The organism is Pseudomonas medicaginis, from assembly GCF_965119365.1.
Taxonomy (GTDB): Bacteria; Pseudomonadota; Gammaproteobacteria; order Pseudomonadales; family Pseudomonadaceae; genus Aquipseudomonas.
The window spans coordinates 3190494-3210073 of the sequence record NZ_OZ221631.1 but is presented as its reverse complement, the minus strand read 5'-3'; the positions used below and the strand labels follow the sequence as shown (position 1 = coordinate 3210073).

The following is a 19580-nucleotide window of genomic DNA, read 5'->3' as shown; positions in this document are numbered from 1 at the left end:
ACCATCCTGAAGGTACACCCAGCATCGATCAAAAGCCCGTGTGCGGCCTTATGACCATAGTCGAACACTCGATTTTGGTCTCAAGACTTAAGCTATGCTCAAAAACGGATGACCAGAGGATGGGGCGAATGGATTCAGCCATGGCGATAGCAACACCCTCCACGCAGGAAGCGGACGATGTGGGCGTCCTGTTGCTGGATGCCCAGGGGGCGCTGCTCATCATGGATGACTGCGCCAGCGGACTGCTGGGTCTAAGCGAGAGCGTCGCCGCCCTTGTGCCCTCACCTGCGTTGTTTTCTATCAAGCCGCTGACTTTTGAACAGCACCTGACCCATGCGCGACTCAAGGGGAACTGGTATTTCCAAGGTACGTCGGCCAGCGGAGACACGCTGAGGGTGACGCTCGACTACAAAGCACAACAATCCACCTACCTGGTGAAAGTCCGCCGCGCCGAACACGTCCGCCTTGCCGAACAGGACTATCGCCTGGCGTTCGACTCCGCCGGCACGGGCTTGGCCTTATTGCGAATGAGCGGTGAATGGATCGCGGCCAATCGAACGCTGTGTCAGATGCTCGGTTACACCGAAGAAGAACTTCGCGCCACATCTTTCCAGCGTTTGACGCATCCGAACGACGTCGATATCAGTAAGGATGAATTGCACAGGCTCATCCAGGGCCAACGTACGAGTCTGACCCTGGAAAAACGCTACATCCGTAAAGACGGCAGCACGCTGTGGGCACGCCTGACCCTGGGTATTGCCCGTAACGCTGATGCACAAGCACTTTACTTCGTGTCGCAGCTGGAAGACATCAGTGAGCATCTCGCCTTGCGCCAGGCATTGTTCAATAACGAACAGAAATACCTTTCACTGGCCAAAAGCTCACCAAACATCATTCTTCGCTACAACCGGCTTGGACAACAGATCTATGCCAATCCCGAGCTTGAACGCGTCCGAGGCTTTCCCAACACTCACATCACCGAACGTTCCTCGACGCCCAATCAACTCGACGAGTATTTTCGAACACAAGTAGAGCTCACGTTATCGACCGGCGTAGCAAATACATTTCTGCTGGAAAACAAGGACTCGCACTCTCGTCGTTCCATGGATTTCCTGTGCAACCTGACCCCGGAGCATGATGAAACAGGCGAGCGGTGTGGGGTGCTAGTTACAGCCCAGGATATCAGTGCATTGCGACGGCAGGAGCGCGCCGAGAATGCGCGCTCTGCCATTTTTCAAAAGATGCTCACTCATGACAGACTCCTTGAAGTGCTGCCACTGCTTGGCGCCTACCTGGATATTCTGACGCCCGAGTTTCACAACGCTATGGCCTTCAAGGCTGCGCCTGGCGACGACACGCCTTGTGCTCCGCCTACGGACACTTCCTCGATTGCAACCTGCCTGGCCGAAGACCTTGATCGACATCCCGAGCTGTTCGAACACCGTCATTTCATAGCCGATTTGAAAAGCGATGCCCCAGACCTCGCTTTCAGCCAGCCCGCGTTGCAGGCAGGTTATCGAGGTTGTTGGGTTGAGCCGGTGATCAATAAGACCGGTGTCACGATGGGCGCAATTGTGTTGTTCGTCGGTGGCGACGCTCAACTGAGCGAGCAGGACCGCAAACATGCACAAATGGCCAGTCATATCGGTGCCATCGCATGGGAGCGCAGCTCGGCCCACAGCCACCTGGCGCAAAGCGAGCGCCGCTACCGCGAAGTCTTCGACCATTCGCAGGACATGCTTTGCCTGCTCGCCGTAGATGCCGACCAGCAACTCAGTTGCCTGGAGGCCAATCCAAAGCTGTGCGAAATGCTCGCCAGAAGTCATTCGGACATGATCGGCCAATCGTTGGGCCAGTGCCTGGCAAAAGAAACCGCAAATATCGTCGAAGCGATCTGTCTGCACTGTATTGCCGTGGGAACCCCCATCGAGCTGGATGCACATCTGCCTTGCGGTCAGCGCTCACTCGTTGTCCATTTCAACCTGGTGCCCGTAGCCGATTCAAATGGGCGCTTGCATCGCCTGGTGTGCATCGCTCGCAACATTACCAACATCCTAGAGGCCCAGCGCAACGAACTGGCCCGACAGCAGGAAATCGGCACGCTGGTTGAAAACTCTCCGGATGGTATTGCACGACTGAGTCGAACAGGAGAACTGCTGTTCGTCAATCCAGCCCTGGAAACCTGGTTGGATCGTCCGCAAATCGCCTTGCTGCACAAGGATCTGCTCGAAATTCTGCCAAAAAACCTGCAAAGCCAATTATTCCGTGCAGCCGTCATCGAAGCCGTGGAAAAGGGCCAGCCCCTGGAGCATGAATTTGTGCTCACCGAGCAGCATCGACTGCAACGCGTCTATCACATCAGCCTCGTTCCCGAGCAGGACATCCAAGGAAAAATCGCCACCGTACTGGCCGTCGTTCGCGATATATCGCAGTTGCGCCTGGCCGAACTGCGCCTGGCCTCGCTCAATAAGCAACTGCGTCAGTTGATGTCCAGCCGGGAAAGTGCACGGGAAGAGGAGCGCAAGCTCATTGCGCAGGAGATCCACGATGAGCTCGGACAACACCTGACTGCAATACGCATGGGTACTTCGCTGCTGCGCTTCCAGTACGGCGAGCAATTGCCTCAGCTCAGCGAACAAGTGGCACGCCTGCTGCAATTGATCGACCAAACGGTGCAGGTGGTCAGGAATATTTCCACCAGCCTGCGCCCCTCGATCCTCAACATGGGTATCGCCGCGTCACTGGAATGGCTGGCCGATACCTTCAAGCAACAACGAGGCATCGACTGCAACCTGCAGATTCGCCCGCAGAAAATCCATTTGGACGATGCCAGCGCAACCGCTGCATTCCGGATCGCCCAAGAGTCGCTGACCAACATCGCTCGACACGCCGAAGCCACTCGGGTCGATATCGCGTTTGAGCAAGGCGAGAACGGCTGGTCGTTGGAAATCATCGACAACGGCAAAGGCTTCGAGCAGCGCGAACAATCGTCCAGGACCCTCGGTTTGCTGGGGATGCGTGAACGAGGCCTGACCTTGGGGGGAACCACCACCATATCCAGCAGCCCAGGCAACGGTACTACTGTCCAACTGCGCGTACCTGCTTCAAGGAGTCACGACTGATGATCCGTTTAATGGTGGCCGACGATCACACAATCATGCGCGAAGGCCTCAAGCAATTGTTCGCGCTGGTAAAGGATATTTCCGTGGTGGCAGAAGCGGAGAACGGAGCCCAGGTCTTGGAGTTGTTACGCCATACCGATATCGATGTGCTCCTGCTCGACATGACCATGCCTGGTTCAAGTGGCGAGGATCTGATCGGCCGCATCCACGCCCATTACCCCAAGCTACCGATGCTCATCCTGAGCATGCACAATGAAGCGCACATTGCCCAACGTGCCCTGCGTGCCGGCGCCTCAGGCTACATGACCAAGGACCGCGACCCGGAAGCTCTGCTGGCAGCCATCCGCAAGGTGAGCACCGGCGCACGCTACCTCGACCCACAGTTGGCCGAACAAATCGCACTGCAAAGCAGCGGTGTTACGCCCGAGAACGCCTCGCAGAGCCTGACCTCGCGTGAGTTCCAGATCCTGCGCATGCTGGCACAAGGGCTGAGCGTCAACCAGATCGCCGAACAACTCGTGATCAGCAACAAGACCGTCAGCACGCACAAGACTCGACTGATGGAAAAGATGTGCTTTGCCACCAGCACAGACCTGGTGCGCTACGCCTTGAATGAAGGGCTGGTCTGAAGACGCCGCGGTTCAGGGGTGATGCCCGCGAACGCCAAGAATGGCGCAAGCAATCTGCTCCAGGGGCAGCTCACGCTCGACCGCGCCCAGCTTGAGCGCCTCGCGCGGCATTCCATACACCACACAAGACTCTTCGTCCTGGCCCAGGGTCCTGGCACCGGCATCGCGCATTTCCTTGAGGCCACGCGCGCCATCATCCCCCATGCCCGTCATGATGATGCCTAACGCATTGCTGCCTGCGCTGCGTGCGACCGAACGGAACAGTACATCCACCGAGGGTCGATGCCGGCTGACGGGAGGCCCCTGCACAATATCCACCTGGTATTGGGCACCACTGCGCTTGACCAGCATGTGAGTTCCACCCGGTGCGATCAGCGCACGCCCGGGAAGGATGCGATCGCCCTGTACCGCCTCGCGGACTTCGATCTCGCAAACATGATTGAGGCGCTCGGCGAAGGCGGCGGTAAACTTCTCCGGCATGTGCTGCACCACGACAATGCCTGGACATACCGGCGACAACCCTCGAAGAACCTGTTCAAGAGCCTGGGTGCCCCCGGTAGAAGTGCCTATGGCAACGATGCTTTCAGTCGTGCGGGCCATGGCCACGGACGCATGGGGCAGAATCGAGTCGGCACTGAGCCGGGGCGGTATATCGACAGGCGCCTGGGCGCTCACCACGCGCCGCAGGTTGGCCTTCGCTGCGCCCCTGACCGCCTGGACCAGGTCGTCCGCGTGCTCAGTCAGAAACTGCCGCAAGTTGGACTGTGGCTTGGTGACGATACTGACCGCACCGGCCGCCAATGCTTGCAAGGTGGTCTTGGCCCCCTTCTCTGTCAGCGTCGAACAGATCACCACCGGTGTAGGCTTTTGCGCCATCAGTTTCTTCAGGAAGGTAATACCGTCCATTCGTGGCATCTCGACGTCCAACACGATGACATCAGGCCATTGCCTGCTCATCTTCTCCATGGCGTACACCGGATCGACGGCAACGTCGATAACCTGGATTCCACTGGCCTGGTTCAGGGCTGCACTCAGCACCTGGCGCACCACGGCAGAATCATCAACGATCAACACCTTGATATCCGTCATAGGGCATTACTCTTGGGCGATTCGAATACCTTGCGGACCGAGTCGGCATGATGGAGTTGGAGGCGTCCGCTACCCACATCGAACACAAGGTGGCGATACCCTCGGCCACCTACGTGATAGGCCCGGCACTGCAACCCATGGTCCTTGATCAAGCGCCTGGCGACATTGACGTTCTGTTGACCGATCCCGGTAGCGTCACCGCGTTCCACCCCGGGAAACATGTCAGCCCCGCCAAAAATACTCACTTCAAATTGCTCGGGCCGAGCGCCCGCCCGATGAATGCACTCGAACAGCAGCACCAACGCATCCGTCGCGTAACGACCGTTCAGGTGCCCCGCGCCGCGACTACCTCGACGAGGCAACATGAAATGACACATGCCGCCCAACAAGCGTTGCGGATGCCAAAACACCAGGGCAACACAGGACCCCAGCACGGTGCACAAGCGCATTTGGCGCCCGCCGAACGCCACATCACCGGGCTGCAGGAAATATTCGACCACCTGAGCCATCTCAAGCGCCCGGTTTGCGATAGATGGAGGGTTTGACCAACTGCAATTCATCGCTGATGCCATTCAGGCTTTCCGAATGGCTCACGATGAAATAGCCGCCTGGCCTGAGGTGTTTACTCAAACGTTTCACTACCTCTGTCTTGGTCTGGTTGTCGAAATAGATCATCACGTTGCGCAGGAAGATCACGTCGAACTGCCCCACCGAAGGCAGTGCGTTGTTCAAGTTGATCGACGTGAAGGTAATTCGTGACGCCAACGCGCGGTCGACCATGAAAATGCCATTGTTGCAGCCCACGCCCCTCAAGCAGTACTTGTTCAACAGCGCTTCGGGAATACCGCGGATACCATCCAGTGGGTAGCGTCCGCCTTGGGCTTTTTCCAGTACCCGGCTGCTGATATCGGAAGCGAGGATCTCCCATGGCCGGGTGCCCAGACTGTCGGCCAGCACCATGGCCAGGGTGTAGGGTTCCTCCCCCGTGGAGCAGGCACCACTCCAGATGCGTACCGGGCCATTGCCACGAAGCCCGGCGAGCACCACGTTGCGAAGAAAATCGAAATGCTTGGGTTCGCGAAAAAAGTAGGTTTCGTTGGTGGTTAGCAAGTCCACCGCCATTTGCAACTCGGCCCGGTCCTTCATCAGCAAACCGTAGTAGCTGCCGTAGGTGGTCAAGTTGAAAAACTGCAAGCGCTTGGCCAAGCGGCCGCTGACCAGTTGCTTCTTGGCAACGGATAGACTGATTCCGGCAATTTCATGAATCATCGCCCGAAACTGCTGGAATTCGTTGTCGGAGAGAACGGCATTCATGCTTTCAACCCACCTTCGTCGATGCTCGAAGCAAGGAGTGCCGACCAGTCATTGCGACTGAGCAGGTGCTCGATGTCCAGCAACAGGACAAAACGATCACTGAGCTTGCCGACCCCCACTACGAATTCGGGACTAAGGCGCCCCTGGAGCGCCGGCGCCGGTTCGATCTGTTCGGTCGGGATCTCCAGCACTTCGCTGACGGCGTCCACGATAATGCCCACCAGGCCTACGCCGCTGCTGCCGTGGATCTCCAGCATGACGATGCAGGTGCGTGGGTTTTCCAAGGTCTGGGCACCGCCAAAACACAGCCCCAGATCCAGCACTGGAATGGCCGCCCCGCGCAGATTGGTGATGCCGCGAACCTTCGGCGGCGCCATCGGCAACGGGGTTATCGGACCGTATTCGACAATCTCCCGGACGCACGGAGTACCTACCGCAAACATCTCCTGGCCGACGCTGAAGGTCAGGTACTGCAGGGCTGCCGTCCCTTGGGCCGGTGGGCGCGACGCAGATATGGACATGGTTCACTCCTCGGGGCCCACCGCAGGCGGCAGCCCCCTCTCAAGACAACGTAGGCACGCCTGAGCACGACGGCTCAGTGCAATTGGCTGGCGATCTCACTGACACACAGCACCTGGTCGATCTGAAGCACAGTCAGGAACGCCCCTCGTACCTTGAACATCCCTCGAATGAAGTCCTCACGGATCCGGTTTCCGATCGCCGGAGCGGCCTTGATGTCCGCCAGCTCGATTTCGATCACCTCGCTCACCGAGTCGACGACAATGCCCAGCACGTGGAGCTCGCCTTCCTGGATCAGTTCCAGGATAACGATGCAGGTCCTGTTGCCTTGCTGCGTGGTGCCCTTGCCAAAGCGCGCCTGCAGATCGATCACCGGGACCACCGAACCGCGGAGGTTGATCACCCCTCGGATGAAATCGGGCATCATCGGTACGCTTGTCACCTGGCCGTATTCGATGATCTCGCGCACGCACAAGGTATCGATTGCGTAGACCTCCCCAACGGACACGAACGTCAGCAATTGCAGGCGTTCGCTGTCGCACGGACTCTGCGGCGCGAACTCGAAATGGCTCAAGGCTGCAGCGTCCATGTCTCAACTCCCGAAACGAATGAAACCGCCTTCTTGGGCATGCTCACTGCTGTGCATGCCCCCCAGACTGGAAGCAGCGGCCCGCGGTACCGCAGAAACCGCAACACGCCCCTGCAGGGTGAAAAAGCCCATCAGTTCCTGCAACTGTTCGGCCTGGCTACTCATTTCCTCGGCGGTGGCGGCCAGTTCTTCGGACGCCGAGGCGTTTTGTTGAGTGATCTGGCTCATCTGCGACATGGCGGTATTGATCTGCTCGGAGCCGATGGACTGCTCTTCAGACGCAGCGGAGATCTCTTGGACCAAGTCGGAAGTCTTGGTGATCGAGGGCACGATTTCATCCAGCAAGTTGCCTGCCCGCTCAGCCAGGGCAACACTGCTTTTGGCGACCTGGCCGATTTCCTGCGCCGCAACCTGGCTGCGCTCGGCGAGCTTGCGCACTTCAGCGGCGACCACCGCGAAGCCCTTGCCATGTTCGCCGGCACGGGCCGCTTCGATGGCCGCGTTGAGCGCCAGCAGATTCGTCTGATAGGCAATCGAGTCAACGATCCCGATCTTCTCCGCGATGGTTTTCATGGCCGAGACGGTGTCCTTGACGGCCTGCCCACCCTCGCTCGCTTCCTTGCTCGCCTTGCCGGCCATGCCATCGGTCACTTTGGCGTTCTCGGTGTTCTGCGAGATCGACGCTGACATTTGCTCCATCGACGCCGACGTTTCTTCAACCGAGGCGGCCTGTATCGAAGCCGACTGGCTGATGCTCTGGGCCGTGGCAGAGATCTCTTCCGAGGCGCTGGACAGCGAATCGGCGGAACTGCGAACCTCGCCGATGATCTGCGAGAGCTTGCTCACCGTTTCGTTGACCGCGTTCTTCAGGTCTTGCAGGCTGCCCTGGTAATCACCTTTGACGTTGCGGGTCAGGTCACCACCGGACAGGGCCACCATGACCTCCATGGCCTCGCTGAGCGGTGCAACGATCGAGTCCAGCGTGCTATTGATCCCCGCCACGATACGGCGGAAATCCCCTTGATGGCGGGTACTGTCCGCTCGGGTATCGAGCTGGCCGACCACAGCATTCTCGCTGAGCATCCGGGTGTCTTCGATCAGCGCCTGGATGTTGCGGCGCAGTTGTTCGATGTTGTCATTGATAAAGGCCTTTTTGCCGGGGAATGGGGCCAGGGGTGCCGACAGATCGCCTTCACCGAAAGAGCGTATGCACGCCATGGCCTGCTTTTTAACGCTGATGTGACCATTGACCATGTCATTGATGCCTTGGGCAATCTGACGGTACGAGCCTTGGAATCGCTGGACCTCGATTTGCACATCGATGTCGCCTTTTTCATGCTCGTCCGACATGTGCCGCATCTCTTCGATCAATGCCGTAATGGTGCCGCGAAGATGTTCGATGGTGACGTTAATGAAGGCTTTCTTGCCGGGAAATGCTTGCAGGGGCGCCTGCAGATCGCCTTCGCTGATCGACTTGAGACAGGCCATGGCTTGCTTCTTGACGCTGATATGCCCGCTGACCATGTCATTGATGCCCTGGGCCATCAGCCCATAGCTGCCAGCGAAGCGCGCTGGGTCGATCTGCACATCAATGTCGCCTTTGTCATGCTCGGCGGACATGTGATTCATTTCGCCGATCAGTTGATTCAAGGTCCCGCTCAGACGGTCCATGGTTCCCATCAGTCCGGTACGCTCAAGACCATAGTTGCCGCCCTGCACATCCAGTTGGCCGGCCAAGATCCGCTCGGCCAGCAACCGTACATCGTCGGGCTCCCCCCCCAACGTGCCGAGCAGCCGGCGTACCAGGAAGAAGCCGACCAGGCCGATCGCCAGCAAGGTGGCGCCGCCGACCAGGGTAATGCTGTAGATCGCCGTCTGTTCGGTCGACGCAGCGATCGCCGCACTTTTACCGCCCAGGTCCAGGTTGTACTGGCGGATATCATTCAAGGCGGAAGTGACCTTTTCACGTGTCACGTCCAGGTCGAGCAGCACACTGCGGGCTTCGGGGGCAGCATTGCCGAGGGCACTGTCGAAACGTTCCACGCCCCGGTTGTATTCGTTGACCGTGCTGCGCAGGGCGCTGAGCAGCGTTGCATCACGATCGTCGGAGACGAACTCTTTCTGATAGCGATCGAGTGCCTGGAGTACCGATTCCTTGTCATTCTGCTGAGCGTTACCGACAGGTCCGGACAGGCTCTGCCATTGTCGGCTTTGGCTATCGGCCAGTGCCGAGGCCACATGATCCAGCAACTGCAGGCTGGGCACTGTATTGACTTGCGCATAGCTGGCGGTGCTCCTGACCCCACTTATCAGGTAGAGACTGAGACTGACCAGGATCAGGATGCCCAACAGAGCTGAGGCGACCAGCAGCGAGATATTTTTTTTGACGGTCATGAGGCTGTACTCCAGGGAGAACTATTGAGTCAATTCAGGGCTGAGGGTCGTACCGTGCTTCTGCTGGCTGGCGACTTGCCCGAGTAGTTTGGGAATATCCAGGATCAACGCTACTGCTCCGTTCCCCAGGATGGTGAAGCCGCCCAATCCATGAGCTGTACCGAAAATCTTGCCCAGCGGCTTGATGACCGTCTGGAACTCCCCCAGCAATTGATCGACGACCAGGCCCACGCGCATCCCCGCGTAGTGCACTACCACAATGTTTTCACGGCCATGGTTAGGCTCATCGATGCCAAACATCTCGCGCAGACGCAGGACCGGAAGCACCGCACCTCGCAGGTCGAGGAACTCCTGATTACCGCCATCGTCGGTCGACAGCTCGATGCACTCTTCGACCAGCTCCAGAGGCACGACATAAGAGGCATTGCCGACCCCGATCAGAAAACCATCGATGATGGCCAAGGTCAGCGGCAGACGGATACGCACCGTGGTACCCCGGCCCTCTTCACTTTCCAGATTGACCGAGCCGCGCAGGGCGACGATGTTCCGTTTGACGACATCCATCCCCACGCCGCGCCCGGACAGGTTGCTGACCTGATCGGCCGTGGAAAAGCCTGGCTCGAAAATCAGATTGAGAATGTCGCCGTCGGCCAACGATTGCCCTTCGGCAACCAGTCCGCGCTCCATCGCCTTGGCCAGGATGCGTTGCTTGTTCAGGCCGCCACCGTCGTCACTGACTTCGATAACGATGCTGTTCGCCTCGTGATAGGCGTTGAGGCGAACCGTGCCCTGCTCCGGCTTGCCGCGTTCCCGGCGCAGTTGGGAAGCTTCGATGCCATGGTCCATGGCGTTGCGCACCAGGTGGGTCAGGGGGTCGCCGATACGCTCGACCACCGTCTTGTCCAGCTCGGTCTCGGCGCCAAGGACCTGCAAGGCGATGTCCTTGCCCAGTTCCTTGGAGACATCGCGCACCACCCGCTGGAAGCGGTTGAATGTGGCCCCGATCTGCACCATTCGCAGGGTCAGAGCACAGTCGCGCACCTCCTCGACAAGACGCGAGAGCGAACTCGTCGCTTCAATCAACTCGCCGATGCCGCTTTGGATGGCTCCCAGGTTGGCACCAGCGCCGGCGATGATCAGCTCGCCCACCAGGTTGATCAATTGATCCAGTTTTCCAGCGTCGACCCGAATCAGATTACCTTCGGCTGGACGGGCCTCTTTTGTCCCCCGGGTGGTCACGTCATCGCGCGCCGCCTGGTCTGGCGCCACGGAGGCAACCGCAACAGCCGTCGACTCGCCAGAAGACGGAACGGCCAGCCAGGCTTCACGGGTGACGGAACCACAGGCGATGAAGGCCTCGACCATGGCATCGGGCTCAGCATCGAGACGACCGATCAAGGCCCGAAAAGCTGTCAGGTCGCCGTTACATGGCAACACGCATATCTGGCTGCCTTCGCGAACGAAGTCGAAGGCCCCTTCAATGGTGGCCTGGTCGGCATCACTGACAAACCCCAGCTCAAACCCCAGGTAACACGTTTCCGGATCCACCGTCGTGATATCCGGCAGGCCATCGGTGATGCACACGACGGCGCTGATGTGGCCGAAGCTGTTGAGGTAGCGCAGCAACGACAGTGGATCCATACCGTTGCGCAAGACGTCAGGACACAGGCGAAGGGACAGATGCCAACGCGCGACGCAAGCCGACAGCAGAGGCTCGACCGCTGCCAGGGACTGCACCGGTTCGTGACGGTGTTCCAGATAACGGTTGAGACGCTCGACCAACGCCGCGCCCTGTCGCTCGTGCTCTGCAGTCATGCCTTGCAGGTTGCCGTAGCGGGCAAGCAACTCAATGAGCGTGCACAAATGGTCGCGCACTTCCAGGAACAAGGCACTCAACGACTCGTCCACCCGCAGCTCATGTCCGCGGACCCGATCCAGTACGCTCTCTGCCACGTGGGTAAAGGCAACGATCGGCGTGAAGCCAAACAGGCCGGCAGAACCTTTGATTGTGTGGGCGACGCGAAACAACGCGTTGATGGTGTCGGCATCATCCGGCGTCTGTTCGATCTGCAACAACGCGTCTTCCATCAGGAGCAAAAGATCCTGGCTTTCGGCGATGAACGTCTGTAGCACGTCGTCCAGATTCATGGGCGAGCTCATGGTTTCAACCTCTCTGCTGACGAGGCGTGGCCGACTCGTCGAAAAAGCCGTGCAGCCCGCTCATAGCCAGTGCATCGAGTACCGCTGTACTGGGATTACTCAGTAGCAGCCTGGAGCCCTGGCGCCGTGATTCCTGTTTGATCAGTACCAACAGCTGAAGCCCGGCGGTGTCCATTTCGTCCACCCCCCCAAGATCCAACTCGACTTCCTGAGCCAGAGGAAACAGCTCCAGAAGCAGGTCCTTGCGTTCGACGGCGGTATAGATGGTCAGCGGTCCTTCGAGAACCAAAATCCGACGCAGGCAATCCGTGGTGTTTGTCATGACAATTTTCCTTTCCAGGGACTCTGGACGGCGCTACGGCATGATCAGTTTGGAGACGGCAGCGAGCATCTGAGCCGGCTGGAAAGGCTTGACCATCCAGGCCTTGGCACCGGCGGCCTGCCCCTGTTGCTTCATGGCATCTCCGGTTTCGGTCGTCAGCATGATCACGGGCGTGAACTTGTAGGGCGCCAGTTGTTTAGCTGCCTTGATGAAACTGAGGCCGTCCATGTTCGGCATGTTCACGTCACTGACGATCAAGTGGATCTTGCGTCCGTCGAGCTTGTTAAGCGCATCACGCCCGTCGACACCTTCGATGACTTCGTATCCGGCGCCCTTCAAGGTGATGCTCACCACTTGGCGAATGGAAGCGGAGTCATCGACAATCAGGATGGTTTTGCCCATGGGGAAACTCCCTAGAAAAAAGTGATCTCGGATGAAGTGCCACTCACCACAGACTTACCGTGATGGATCGCGTGCTGTTCAGGCATGGTGTAGGTGCTTGCCAACTGCTCAAGCCAGGTATCAGCGATGATCGGGGCAGGCGTACCGCCGGCGAGGGCCAGTTGCTGGCGTTCGGCGATATGCGCATGCAGCTTGCCAAGATCGTTATTGACCAGGGAAAGCATCTGGCCCACCCGATCCTGGAACTGCAGGGCGACCAGTACCCCCGAGATCTCGGTGGCAACGTTTTCGCTCTGCTGCTGAAGACTGCTGCTGGTATCGACGATGGCCTGGGCGTTATGCCGGAAGTGCTCGATCACCTGGGACACCAGTTGCTCTGACTGAGCCAAGGTGTGTGAATCCTGCTGCGCCTGGTGCCGGGAAAGCTCGACGGTGCGAGAGATGGCAGCGTTGACTGTGTTCACCGTTTCACTGATTTTCTGCCCCGTCTCCCCGGATAAACTGGACAGTTTGCGCACTTCGTCCGCCACTACCGCGAAGCCGCGCCCCGCATCCCCTGCCCGCGCCGCCTCAATGGCAGCGTTGAGTGCCAGCAAATTGGTCTGTTGGGCAATGTCACCGACGAACTTGGCCATTTCCTGCAACTGCGAAGTGAAGTCGGAAAGGAGCAAGACCTCCTTGAGCTCCGACTCCTTGCGCAAAAGCGCATCGCGCAGGGCAACCATGATCGAATCCAGGTCCCGCTGACCGACTTCAAGGATTTCCAGCAAGCGTGCGCCCGAACTCTGGCCTGCGCCGAGGGAAGCAGACGCACTGATGTCTCCCGACAACGTCGCGAAGCGGTTACTGAGCTTGAGGATCGATTCCTCGCTGAGGATGCGCGCTGCATCGATCTGATGGCTCCAGATCGGCAGTACCTGTGCGCACACCTCACCCAATCCTTCATCAGGTGAAACGGTCAGCGAGGGGTGACCTGGCTGATCGTCTTGCTCGGCGTGCGAACGGGTATTCGCTAAACGCTGGCTCCACATGCCCATGAACAACGAGCCAAACATGACAAAAGCGCAACTGACTGCGCCGCGCAGAGAGAAGTCCGCGCTGATCAGAATCGCGGCGCAACCGAGCACTCCCGTCAGACCCGCGGGCAGCATCATCAAGATCAGGGGGGAGGAAACTACCTGTCCTTTCACCTTCATCTCTCCAGTTCAGTGCGGATCCGGCGGGACCCGGCGCAAGACATCCACCCTTGGGATGCCCGGTTTTGTTGGCCTGAAAAGATAATGGCCAAGTGATGGCAGTGAAACTATCGGAGCATCCTGATTTACAGCTAAGGATTGCGGCTGTTGCGTAGGGAAATTCCTACGCGCCGCTGGCGAAAACCCCGAACACTAAAAAAAACCAGCGACAAGCGCTGGCAGGAAATTCAGGCGCGCATCGCGTTACCCAAATCGCGACTCGCTGCCTTGCACCTTGCCGGTCCAGAGCGCATCAAGGTTTTTGAAACCCCAGGTTTTCTCAGACTCAAAGCTGACAATGCTGTCTTGCTCGCAGGCCAGATCAATGCATTTGTGAGGCAACGGCGTGCGACTCGACGTCGAGAAAAAAACCTTTACCACAGGCGTGAGCAAACATTCGGTGTGCTGTTCCATGACCACCGCCAACCGGCCGCTCTGTAGGCGCACCAAGGCGCCCACCGGATAGATACCAATGCATTTGACGAAGGCGTGAAACACTTTCTGATCGAAATGACCGGTCCATCCGGCCATTTTTCGAATCGATTCCGCGGGGCACCAGCGATCTCTATAAGGACGGTCGGACGTCACAGCGTCGTAGACATCACAGACAGCAGCCATGCGCGCGAAGAGGCTGACCTGGGTTCCACATAATTTATGGGGATAGCCGCTGCCGTCCATCTTTTCATGGTGATGCAAACAGACGTCCAGCACTCGGGAAGTGAAATGATTGCTGTCCGCCAGCATCCTGACTCCTGCCTCAGGGTGGGAGCGCATTGTTGTATGTTCGTTGTCATTCAAAGGCAACGGTTTAGCCAGGATAGCCGTGGGTATTGCCATCTTGCCTACATCATGCAACAAGCCCGCAAGCCCGGCTTCTTCGACCAGGGTCGGCGGTAGATTCAGTTGACGAGCCAAACCGATCATCAGGCCACAGACCGCCACGGAGTGCATGTAGGTATATTCATCGGCGGTCTTGAGGCGCACCAGACTGAGCAGTGCATCAGGGTGACGTAACAGCGAGTCGGAAATTTCTCCCACCATGTCCGTGACGCGGTCGAGCTGAACGATCCGCCCCATTCGCAAGTCGCCGAACATCTCCATGACTGCGTCCTTGGAACGGGAACACAGTTTAGCCGCCGCCAACAGCTCTTCGCTCATCGCCACCCTCGAACGTGGGCCGGGGGATTGCGCACAAGACAGGTTCGAGTCGCACGGGGGTTGCTGTCCACCTTGCCCCGCCTGCTCATCGTTTTCACCAGGCAATCGGGCTTGTACGCCCGCCCCCTTGGTCAGGTCGATCCATGCATCGACAATGCCCGAGGCAAGGACTTTCTCCAGCACGCCTTCATTCAGAATCAGGAAGCCGTTGTTCCAGAATGGACGCTCCACACAGGAACCGGAGACCTTCTGGACATACATGCCTACGCAAAGATCGGTTACGCCGATATGTACCAACACGATTCTGACGCCCCTCTGTCCTCACCACCCTCCCTGAATTGCCCAAAACGTAATGACCAAGCGCGTTCGTCTTGATTACGCATCAGGATGCCACCCTGGCCCCCAAACAGTAGCCAAGGGCCATCACATAAAAAATCAGAGGAATCTTATCTGGCCCTAAGATTTACAGATGGGCGCGTAGGAATTTCCCTACGCTGGAAACGCTATACGGAATGCGCCAAGGAAAATCCCGGCGTTGCGCTTTGCCGGCTAAACCTAAATTCAACCCCCTAAGCCCAGTCGGTGTTGCGCTCGAAAATCGCACCTTCGATACCCAACACTTCACGCGTGTCGGCGTAAATTCCCACCCCTTTTTCCCAAACATGCTTAATCGACTGATCAGCGCAGCGAATCTGGTAGTTGAGTTCGAATGGCTCCTGGCGCGAAAGCGCATATTGCACCTCGCGCCACACGTAGTCGGCGTCCTGCGCCAGGATCAGGCTGTTGTAGGTGAACTCATGGTTATCCACCAGGCGCTCGGCGGGATAGCCGGTGAGTTGCAAACACCCGGCACTGACGAATTCCATGGTCCAATCGCGGTTGTTGCGGCCGCGATAGATGAGCCCCGGCATGCTGTCGAGCAGGCTCATGCAACTGCGCTGGCTGGCCTGCCAAGCGATTTCGCGGCGTTTGTGCGCGGTGACATCCCCAGCCACCAAGTAGAAACCTTGCGGGCCGCGCTTGAGGTTGATCTCGAACCAACGCAACTCGCCGCTGGGGTGCACAAAACGCAAGCGCTGGTTGAACGAGGTGTCGGGACGGCGGCGCAGTTCATTCAAGGCTTGGCGCCACAACGGACGGTCTTCCTGATGCACGTAGTCCATCAGGTTACGCTCCGCGCCCGGAGGGCCCATCAACTCGGCCCAGGCCAGGTTGAAGTGGGCGATCTGGCCGGTGTCGCGCAGTTGCAATAAGGCGGCGGGAAAGTAGTCCATCACGTGCAGGGACGGTGTCGGCAGGAAGGTTTCGGGGTTGTCCCTCATCTAGTGGCGCTCCTCGTGTTTCATCAAGCCGCCGCTGTGCACCCAGGCCGCCAGTTCCAGTCGCGAATGCAGGCCAAGTTTCTGCAACAGACTGCGTACATAGATTTTCACCGTGCCGTCGCTGATCCTCAGCTCCCGGCCAATCAGTTTATTGCTCATGCCGGCAGCGATCAGCGCCAGGGTCTGGCCTTCACGTTCGGTGAGGTTGTCGCTGACCGGGGTCTCGCTGTGTGGTGATGGCTCGACCTGGTCGGCAAGAATGGCAACCAGGGTCGAATCGAGCACAATTGCCCCCTTGTGGCAATTGCGCATATACGCCAATAACGCATCGGGTTCGGTTTCCTTGAGCACATAACCACTGGCACCGAGGCGCAGCGCCGCAAGCAACTCCGCGCGATCCATCGAGGCGGTGAGTACCACCACCTGGCAATCCAGGCGCAATTGGCGTAGTTCATCCAGTACCTGCAAACCGCTGAGGCCGGGCATGTGCAAGTCCAGCAGCACTTGTTGCGGCGCCAGGCTCACGGCCAAGTTGATGCCCTCGCGACCGCTGGCCGCCTGCCCCACCACTTCGAAGTCGTCACTGGCGCCGAACAGCTGCGCCAGGCCTTTGCGAAACAGCGGGTGATCATCGATCAGTAATAAAGTCGTGCAGTCCATCGAAACTCCCCTGGGGCAGGTCTTGGTGGTGGCGAAGGCCAAGGTGCACGCGGACCCCGTGCGGGCGGATCGCTTCAATTGTGAGTCGGGCGCCAATGCTCGCGGCGCGCTCGCGGATAATCGCCAGGCCGAAATGATTGGCTTCCCCTGATGCCGGACTGAGTCCGATGCCGTCATCCTCCACCGAAATGGAAACATCACCGTTCTGGTTTTTCCGCAACTCGATGCGCACATGTCGCGCATGGGAATGGCGCACCGCGTTGGCCAATGCTTCACGAATGATCTGCAAGATCTGTAACTCGGTTCCCGGGCTCAAGGCATCATCAGCCAGGCGGTTGTCCAGCTCGAAAACGATGATGCAGCGCCGCGAGAACTCGGCGACCGAGTCAGCCAGTGCTTGGCGTAGCGAGCGTCCATCCATGGTCAGACGGGCACTGGTAATCAACTCGCGCACCTGACGCTGCAACTGGCTCAAACCGACGCACAGGTCCTGCAAGCCAGCAATGGCCTGTTCCGGCTCACCCAACTGGGATTGCAGACCATGGGCCTGGAACGACAGATAACCGAGTTGTTGTGCCACCGAGTCGTGCAGCTCACGGGCCAAGTCACCGTGGCGTGACGTCGCCTGTTTGCGCTGCTGCTCAGAGTTGTGGCTGCGCAAGCGCACGGCCACGCCGACCGCCTGCGCCGCCTCTTCCAGTAACTGGCGCCAACTGGCACCGGCCCGTTTGGGGCTATCGAGTAGCAGCACGCCCTTTTGGCCCTCGGGCAAGGCGCACACCAGGCGATGCATGCCACGTTGCCGGCACGTGCCGCAGGTTTGGGGCGTGTCTGCCGCGCTTGCGTCACGCCACGGACAAGTCGCCACGTCCTGGCACCCCTCGATCAAGCTGCGTCGCATCGGACTGAGGTCTTCGCCGCCAAGGATCAGGTTCAGCCTGACAGGCGGCAGCAGTGCGTCGAAACGGTCCAGAAAACTCGATAAGGCACCGTCAGCGTGCGCCTGGCTCAAAGGCAACCTGGCCAACAGCATGCGCACGTTGCGCGCCTGTTCGGGCCGCACAGGTCCTAACCAGAGCGGCCACCACTTCGGTCGTGTTCGCACTCTCGATAACCCCCGTCCGGTTGCTCCACGCTCTATGAATACCAGCAACTTCCATGCCCCGGACGGCCATATCGCAAGGCTTATCTCCAAAGGCATAGCCCTTTTTCCAGATTGAGAAGATTTTCTCCATAGGAAAGTATCTCTCCCAACAGGAAACAAAATACCCCGTGGAGAGCCCGCATGACGCCCAACCTCAGCCGCCCCATTGTGGTGATGCAATCAGAAGCCGCCGGCGCGGCGCTCATCGGTGAACTGGACATGCCCCTGCTGTTGATCGGCGAACACCCCGACTTTGCGCGGCGCCTGCAACAGGCACTGACCAGCGCCACCGTGGGCTGCCGACTCTACCTGCTGGGCGACGAAGCCTTCCTCTGGCGCATCCACGGCGAGGCTCGCGCCGCCGGCCTGGAAGACGACGAAATCAACATGACCTGCACCGTGCCCGGCCTGCGCCAGGTGTATTGCGCGCATTGCAGCCTGACCCAGGTGGCCGGACCGGATCCGCTGTTGAACTGTATCGGCTGCCATGTCGAGTTGGAGGTACGCACGCATTTTTCCCGGCGCCTGGGCGCGTACCTCGGTGTGTGCATCAATCCCGACCAACCCTACGCGGGGTTCCAGCCATGAATGCGGCCCTCACGGTTCAGGTCAGCGCGGCACGAATGCTCACGCCGGTAGTTCGCGAACTGCTCCTGACTTCAGCCACGGGCACCCTTCCGGGCTTCTCGCCCGGCAGCCATGTGCAGGTGCACCTGCCATTGGCCGGGGGCATGGTACGCAACGCCTACTCGCTCACCGGCGACCCGGCGCACACCCGGCACTACCGCATCGCCGTGCGCTTACAGGACACTTCCCGTGGCGGCTCGCAGTACCTGCATCATCAGGTACAGGTCGGCGATACCTTGCAGATTTCACCGCCAGCCAATCTGTTCGCCCCCCACGGCACCGCACGCCTGCATATCCTGATCGCCGCTGGCATCGGCATCACGCCGTTCATGGCCTATATCGCCGCGATGGAACAGCAGCAGAGCGATTTCGAACTGCATTACCTGTTCCGCCCGGGACTCAGCGACGCCTACCTCGACGAACTGCAACAGCGCCTCGGCGCGCGCCTGCACGCCTACGACAGGCGCCCCGACCTGAGCAGGATCCTCGCCGACCGGCCGCTGGGCAGCCACGTCTACACCTGTGGCCCGCAATCGCTGCTGGAGGCGGTCGAGCGACAGGCCACGCGCCTCGGTTGGCCGCGCCAGCGAGTGCATTCCGAAGCGTTCAAAGGCGCGCAACCCGGCCAACCCTTTGACCTGCACCTATTGCGCAGTGGCCGCCGCCTGCGGGTCGAGGCCGAGCAAAGCCTGCTGGAAGCCCTGGAGCACGCCGGTTTGCAAGTGCCCAACCTGTGCCGCGGCGGCGTTTGCGGCCAGTGCATGACCCGGCACAGCGGCGGTGCCATCGAACACCGCGACAGTTTCCTCAGCCCTGCCGAGCAGGCCGACTTTCTGATGCCCTGCGTCTCGCGCGGCAGCGGCCCCTGCGTTTCGCTGGACCTCTAGGAGTGAA

The 19580-nt window shown here is 59.2% G+C and carries 17 protein-coding genes and 1 pseudogene; 4 read left to right on the top strand and 14 right to left on the bottom strand.

Features of this window, described 5'->3' with window-relative positions:
* Positions 1–50 precede the first annotated feature (50 nt).
* Both ACMTA2_RS14320 and ACMTA2_RS14315 read left to right on the top strand, forming a co-directional pair.
* Positions 51–3122, top strand: a complete 3072-nt coding sequence (locus ACMTA2_RS14320; RefSeq protein WP_413795338.1) for a sensor histidine kinase — start codon at positions 51–53, stop codon at positions 3120–3122.
* A complete protein-coding gene (locus ACMTA2_RS14315; RefSeq protein WP_092168985.1) occupies positions 3122–3751 on the top strand; it encodes a response regulator in 630 nt (209 codons plus the stop codon). The genes ACMTA2_RS14320 and ACMTA2_RS14315 overlap by 1 nt, the downstream gene beginning before the upstream one ends.
* 12 nt (positions 3752–3763) lie before the next feature.
* Here ACMTA2_RS14315 and ACMTA2_RS14310 read toward each other — a convergent pair whose 3' ends face one another.
* From ACMTA2_RS14310 to ACMTA2_RS14245, 14 genes and pseudogenes are all read right to left on the bottom strand, one after another.
* Complete coding sequence (locus tag ACMTA2_RS14310) at positions 3764–4840, bottom strand: protein-glutamate methylesterase/protein-glutamine glutaminase (RefSeq protein WP_413795337.1); 1077 nt, start codon at positions 4838–4840, stop codon at positions 3764–3766.
* Positions 4837–5349, bottom strand: a complete 513-nt coding sequence (locus ACMTA2_RS14305) for a chemotaxis protein CheD (RefSeq protein WP_413795336.1) — start codon at positions 5347–5349, stop codon at positions 4837–4839. The genes ACMTA2_RS14310 and ACMTA2_RS14305 overlap by 4 nt, the downstream gene beginning before the upstream one ends.
* A 1-nt stretch (position 5350) precedes the next feature.
* Positions 5351–6154: a CheR family methyltransferase gene (locus ACMTA2_RS14300; protein ID WP_413795335.1), complete on the bottom strand. Its 804-nt coding sequence runs from the start codon at positions 6152–6154 to the stop codon at positions 5351–5353.
* Positions 6151–6675: a chemotaxis protein CheW gene (locus tag ACMTA2_RS14295; RefSeq protein WP_413795334.1), complete on the bottom strand. Its 525-nt coding sequence runs from the start codon at positions 6673–6675 to the stop codon at positions 6151–6153. The genes ACMTA2_RS14300 and ACMTA2_RS14295 overlap by 4 nt, the downstream gene beginning before the upstream one ends.
* A gap of 74 nt (positions 6676–6749) precedes the next feature.
* On the bottom strand, positions 6750–7262 hold the full coding sequence (locus tag ACMTA2_RS14290; RefSeq protein ID WP_413795333.1) for a chemotaxis protein CheW: 513 nt from the start codon (positions 7260–7262) through the stop codon (positions 6750–6752).
* Between the two features lie 3 nt (positions 7263–7265).
* Positions 7266–9656, bottom strand: a complete 2391-nt coding sequence (locus ACMTA2_RS31550; RefSeq protein ID WP_438943742.1) for a methyl-accepting chemotaxis protein — start codon at positions 9654–9656, stop codon at positions 7266–7268.
* A 21-nt stretch (positions 9657–9677) separates the two neighbouring features.
* The gene (locus ACMTA2_RS14280) at positions 9678–11804 is read right to left on the bottom strand and encodes a chemotaxis protein CheA (protein ID WP_413795332.1); all 2127 of its coding nucleotides are present in this window, start codon (positions 11802–11804) and stop codon (positions 9678–9680) included.
* Positions 11805–11820: 16 nt separating this feature from the next.
* Positions 11821–12138 carry an STAS domain-containing protein gene (locus tag ACMTA2_RS14275; RefSeq protein WP_413795331.1) on the bottom strand — a complete coding sequence of 106 codons (318 nt, stop codon included), beginning with the start codon at positions 12136–12138 and terminating at the stop codon, positions 11821–11823.
* A 33-nt stretch (positions 12139–12171) separates the two neighbouring features.
* Positions 12172–12540, bottom strand: coding sequence for a response regulator (locus ACMTA2_RS14270; RefSeq protein ID WP_413795330.1), 369 nt, complete (start codon positions 12538–12540; stop codon positions 12172–12174).
* Between the two features lie 11 nt (positions 12541–12551).
* Positions 12552–13154, bottom strand: a pseudogene (locus tag ACMTA2_RS14265) (methyl-accepting chemotaxis protein); the annotation flags it as partial.
* Positions 13155–13979: 825 nt separating this feature from the next.
* Positions 13980–15233, bottom strand: coding sequence for a cyclic di-GMP phosphodiesterase (locus ACMTA2_RS14260; protein ID WP_413795329.1), 1254 nt, complete (start codon positions 15231–15233; stop codon positions 13980–13982).
* Between the two features lie 269 nt (positions 15234–15502).
* Positions 15503–16255, bottom strand: a complete 753-nt coding sequence (locus tag ACMTA2_RS14255; protein ID WP_413795328.1) for a PAS domain-containing protein — start codon at positions 16253–16255, stop codon at positions 15503–15505.
* Positions 16256–16915, bottom strand: a complete 660-nt coding sequence (locus ACMTA2_RS14250) for a response regulator (RefSeq protein ID WP_413795327.1) — start codon at positions 16913–16915, stop codon at positions 16256–16258. It lies immediately after the preceding gene.
* Positions 16884–17948 carry an ATP-binding protein gene (locus ACMTA2_RS14245; protein ID WP_413795653.1) on the bottom strand — a complete coding sequence of 355 codons (1065 nt, stop codon included), beginning with the start codon at positions 17946–17948 and terminating at the stop codon, positions 16884–16886. The genes ACMTA2_RS14250 and ACMTA2_RS14245 overlap by 32 nt, the downstream gene beginning before the upstream one ends.
* Before the next feature lie 252 nt (positions 17949–18200).
* Here ACMTA2_RS14245 and ACMTA2_RS14240 point away from each other — a divergent pair, with 252 nt between their 5' ends.
* Both ACMTA2_RS14240 and ACMTA2_RS14235 read left to right on the top strand, forming a co-directional pair.
* A complete protein-coding gene (locus tag ACMTA2_RS14240) occupies positions 18201–18647 on the top strand; it encodes a dimethylamine monooxygenase subunit DmmA family protein (RefSeq protein WP_413795326.1) in 447 nt (148 codons plus the stop codon).
* Positions 18644–19573, top strand: coding sequence for a PDR/VanB family oxidoreductase (locus tag ACMTA2_RS14235; protein ID WP_413795325.1), 930 nt, complete (start codon positions 18644–18646; stop codon positions 19571–19573). Before ACMTA2_RS14240 ends, ACMTA2_RS14235 begins: the two co-directional genes overlap by 4 nt.
* The last annotated feature ends 7 nt before the right edge of the window (positions 19574–19580 follow it).

Excerpts from the sequence above, each read along its gene's own strand:
- ACMTA2_RS14320 (WP_413795338.1), top strand. The coding sequence starts at position 51 with ATGACCATAGTCGAACACTCGATTTTGGTCTCAAGACTTAAGCTATGC.
- ACMTA2_RS14315 (WP_092168985.1), top strand. The coding sequence starts at position 3,122 with ATGATCCGTTTAATGGTGGCCGACGATCACACAATCATGCGCGAAGGC.
- ACMTA2_RS14310 (WP_413795337.1), bottom strand. The coding sequence starts at position 4,840 with ATGACGGATATCAAGGTGTTGATCGTTGATGATTCTGCCGTGGTGCGC.
- ACMTA2_RS14305 (WP_413795336.1), bottom strand. The coding sequence starts at position 5,349 with ATGGCTCAGGTGGTCGAATATTTCCTGCAGCCCGGTGATGTGGCGTTC.
- ACMTA2_RS14300 (WP_413795335.1), bottom strand. The coding sequence starts at position 6,154 with ATGAATGCCGTTCTCTCCGACAACGAATTCCAGCAGTTTCGGGCGATG.
- ACMTA2_RS14295 (WP_413795334.1), bottom strand. The coding sequence starts at position 6,675 with ATGTCCATATCTGCGTCGCGCCCACCGGCCCAAGGGACGGCAGCCCTG.
- ACMTA2_RS14290 (WP_413795333.1), bottom strand. The coding sequence starts at position 7,262 with ATGGACGCTGCAGCCTTGAGCCATTTCGAGTTCGCGCCGCAGAGTCCG.
- ACMTA2_RS31550 (WP_438943742.1), bottom strand. The coding sequence starts at position 9,656 with ATGACCGTCAAAAAAAATATCTCGCTGCTGGTCGCCTCAGCTCTGTTG.
- ACMTA2_RS14280 (WP_413795332.1), bottom strand. The coding sequence starts at position 11,804 with ATGAATCTGGACGACGTGCTACAGACGTTCATCGCCGAAAGCCAGGAT.
- ACMTA2_RS14275 (WP_413795331.1), bottom strand. The coding sequence starts at position 12,138 with ATGACAAACACCACGGATTGCCTGCGTCGGATTTTGGTTCTCGAAGGA.
- ACMTA2_RS14270 (WP_413795330.1), bottom strand. The coding sequence starts at position 12,540 with ATGGGCAAAACCATCCTGATTGTCGATGACTCCGCTTCCATTCGCCAA.
- ACMTA2_RS14255 (WP_413795328.1), bottom strand. The coding sequence starts at position 16,255 with ATGAGGGACAACCCCGAAACCTTCCTGCCGACACCGTCCCTGCACGTG.
- ACMTA2_RS14250 (WP_413795327.1), bottom strand. The coding sequence starts at position 16,915 with ATGGACTGCACGACTTTATTACTGATCGATGATCACCCGCTGTTTCGC.
- ACMTA2_RS14245 (WP_413795653.1), bottom strand. The coding sequence starts at position 17,948 with ATGCTGTTGGCCAGGTTGCCTTTGAGCCAGGCGCACGCTGACGGTGCC.
- ACMTA2_RS14240 (WP_413795326.1), top strand. The coding sequence starts at position 18,201 with ATGACGCCCAACCTCAGCCGCCCCATTGTGGTGATGCAATCAGAAGCC.
- ACMTA2_RS14235 (WP_413795325.1), top strand. The coding sequence starts at position 18,644 with ATGAATGCGGCCCTCACGGTTCAGGTCAGCGCGGCACGAATGCTCACG.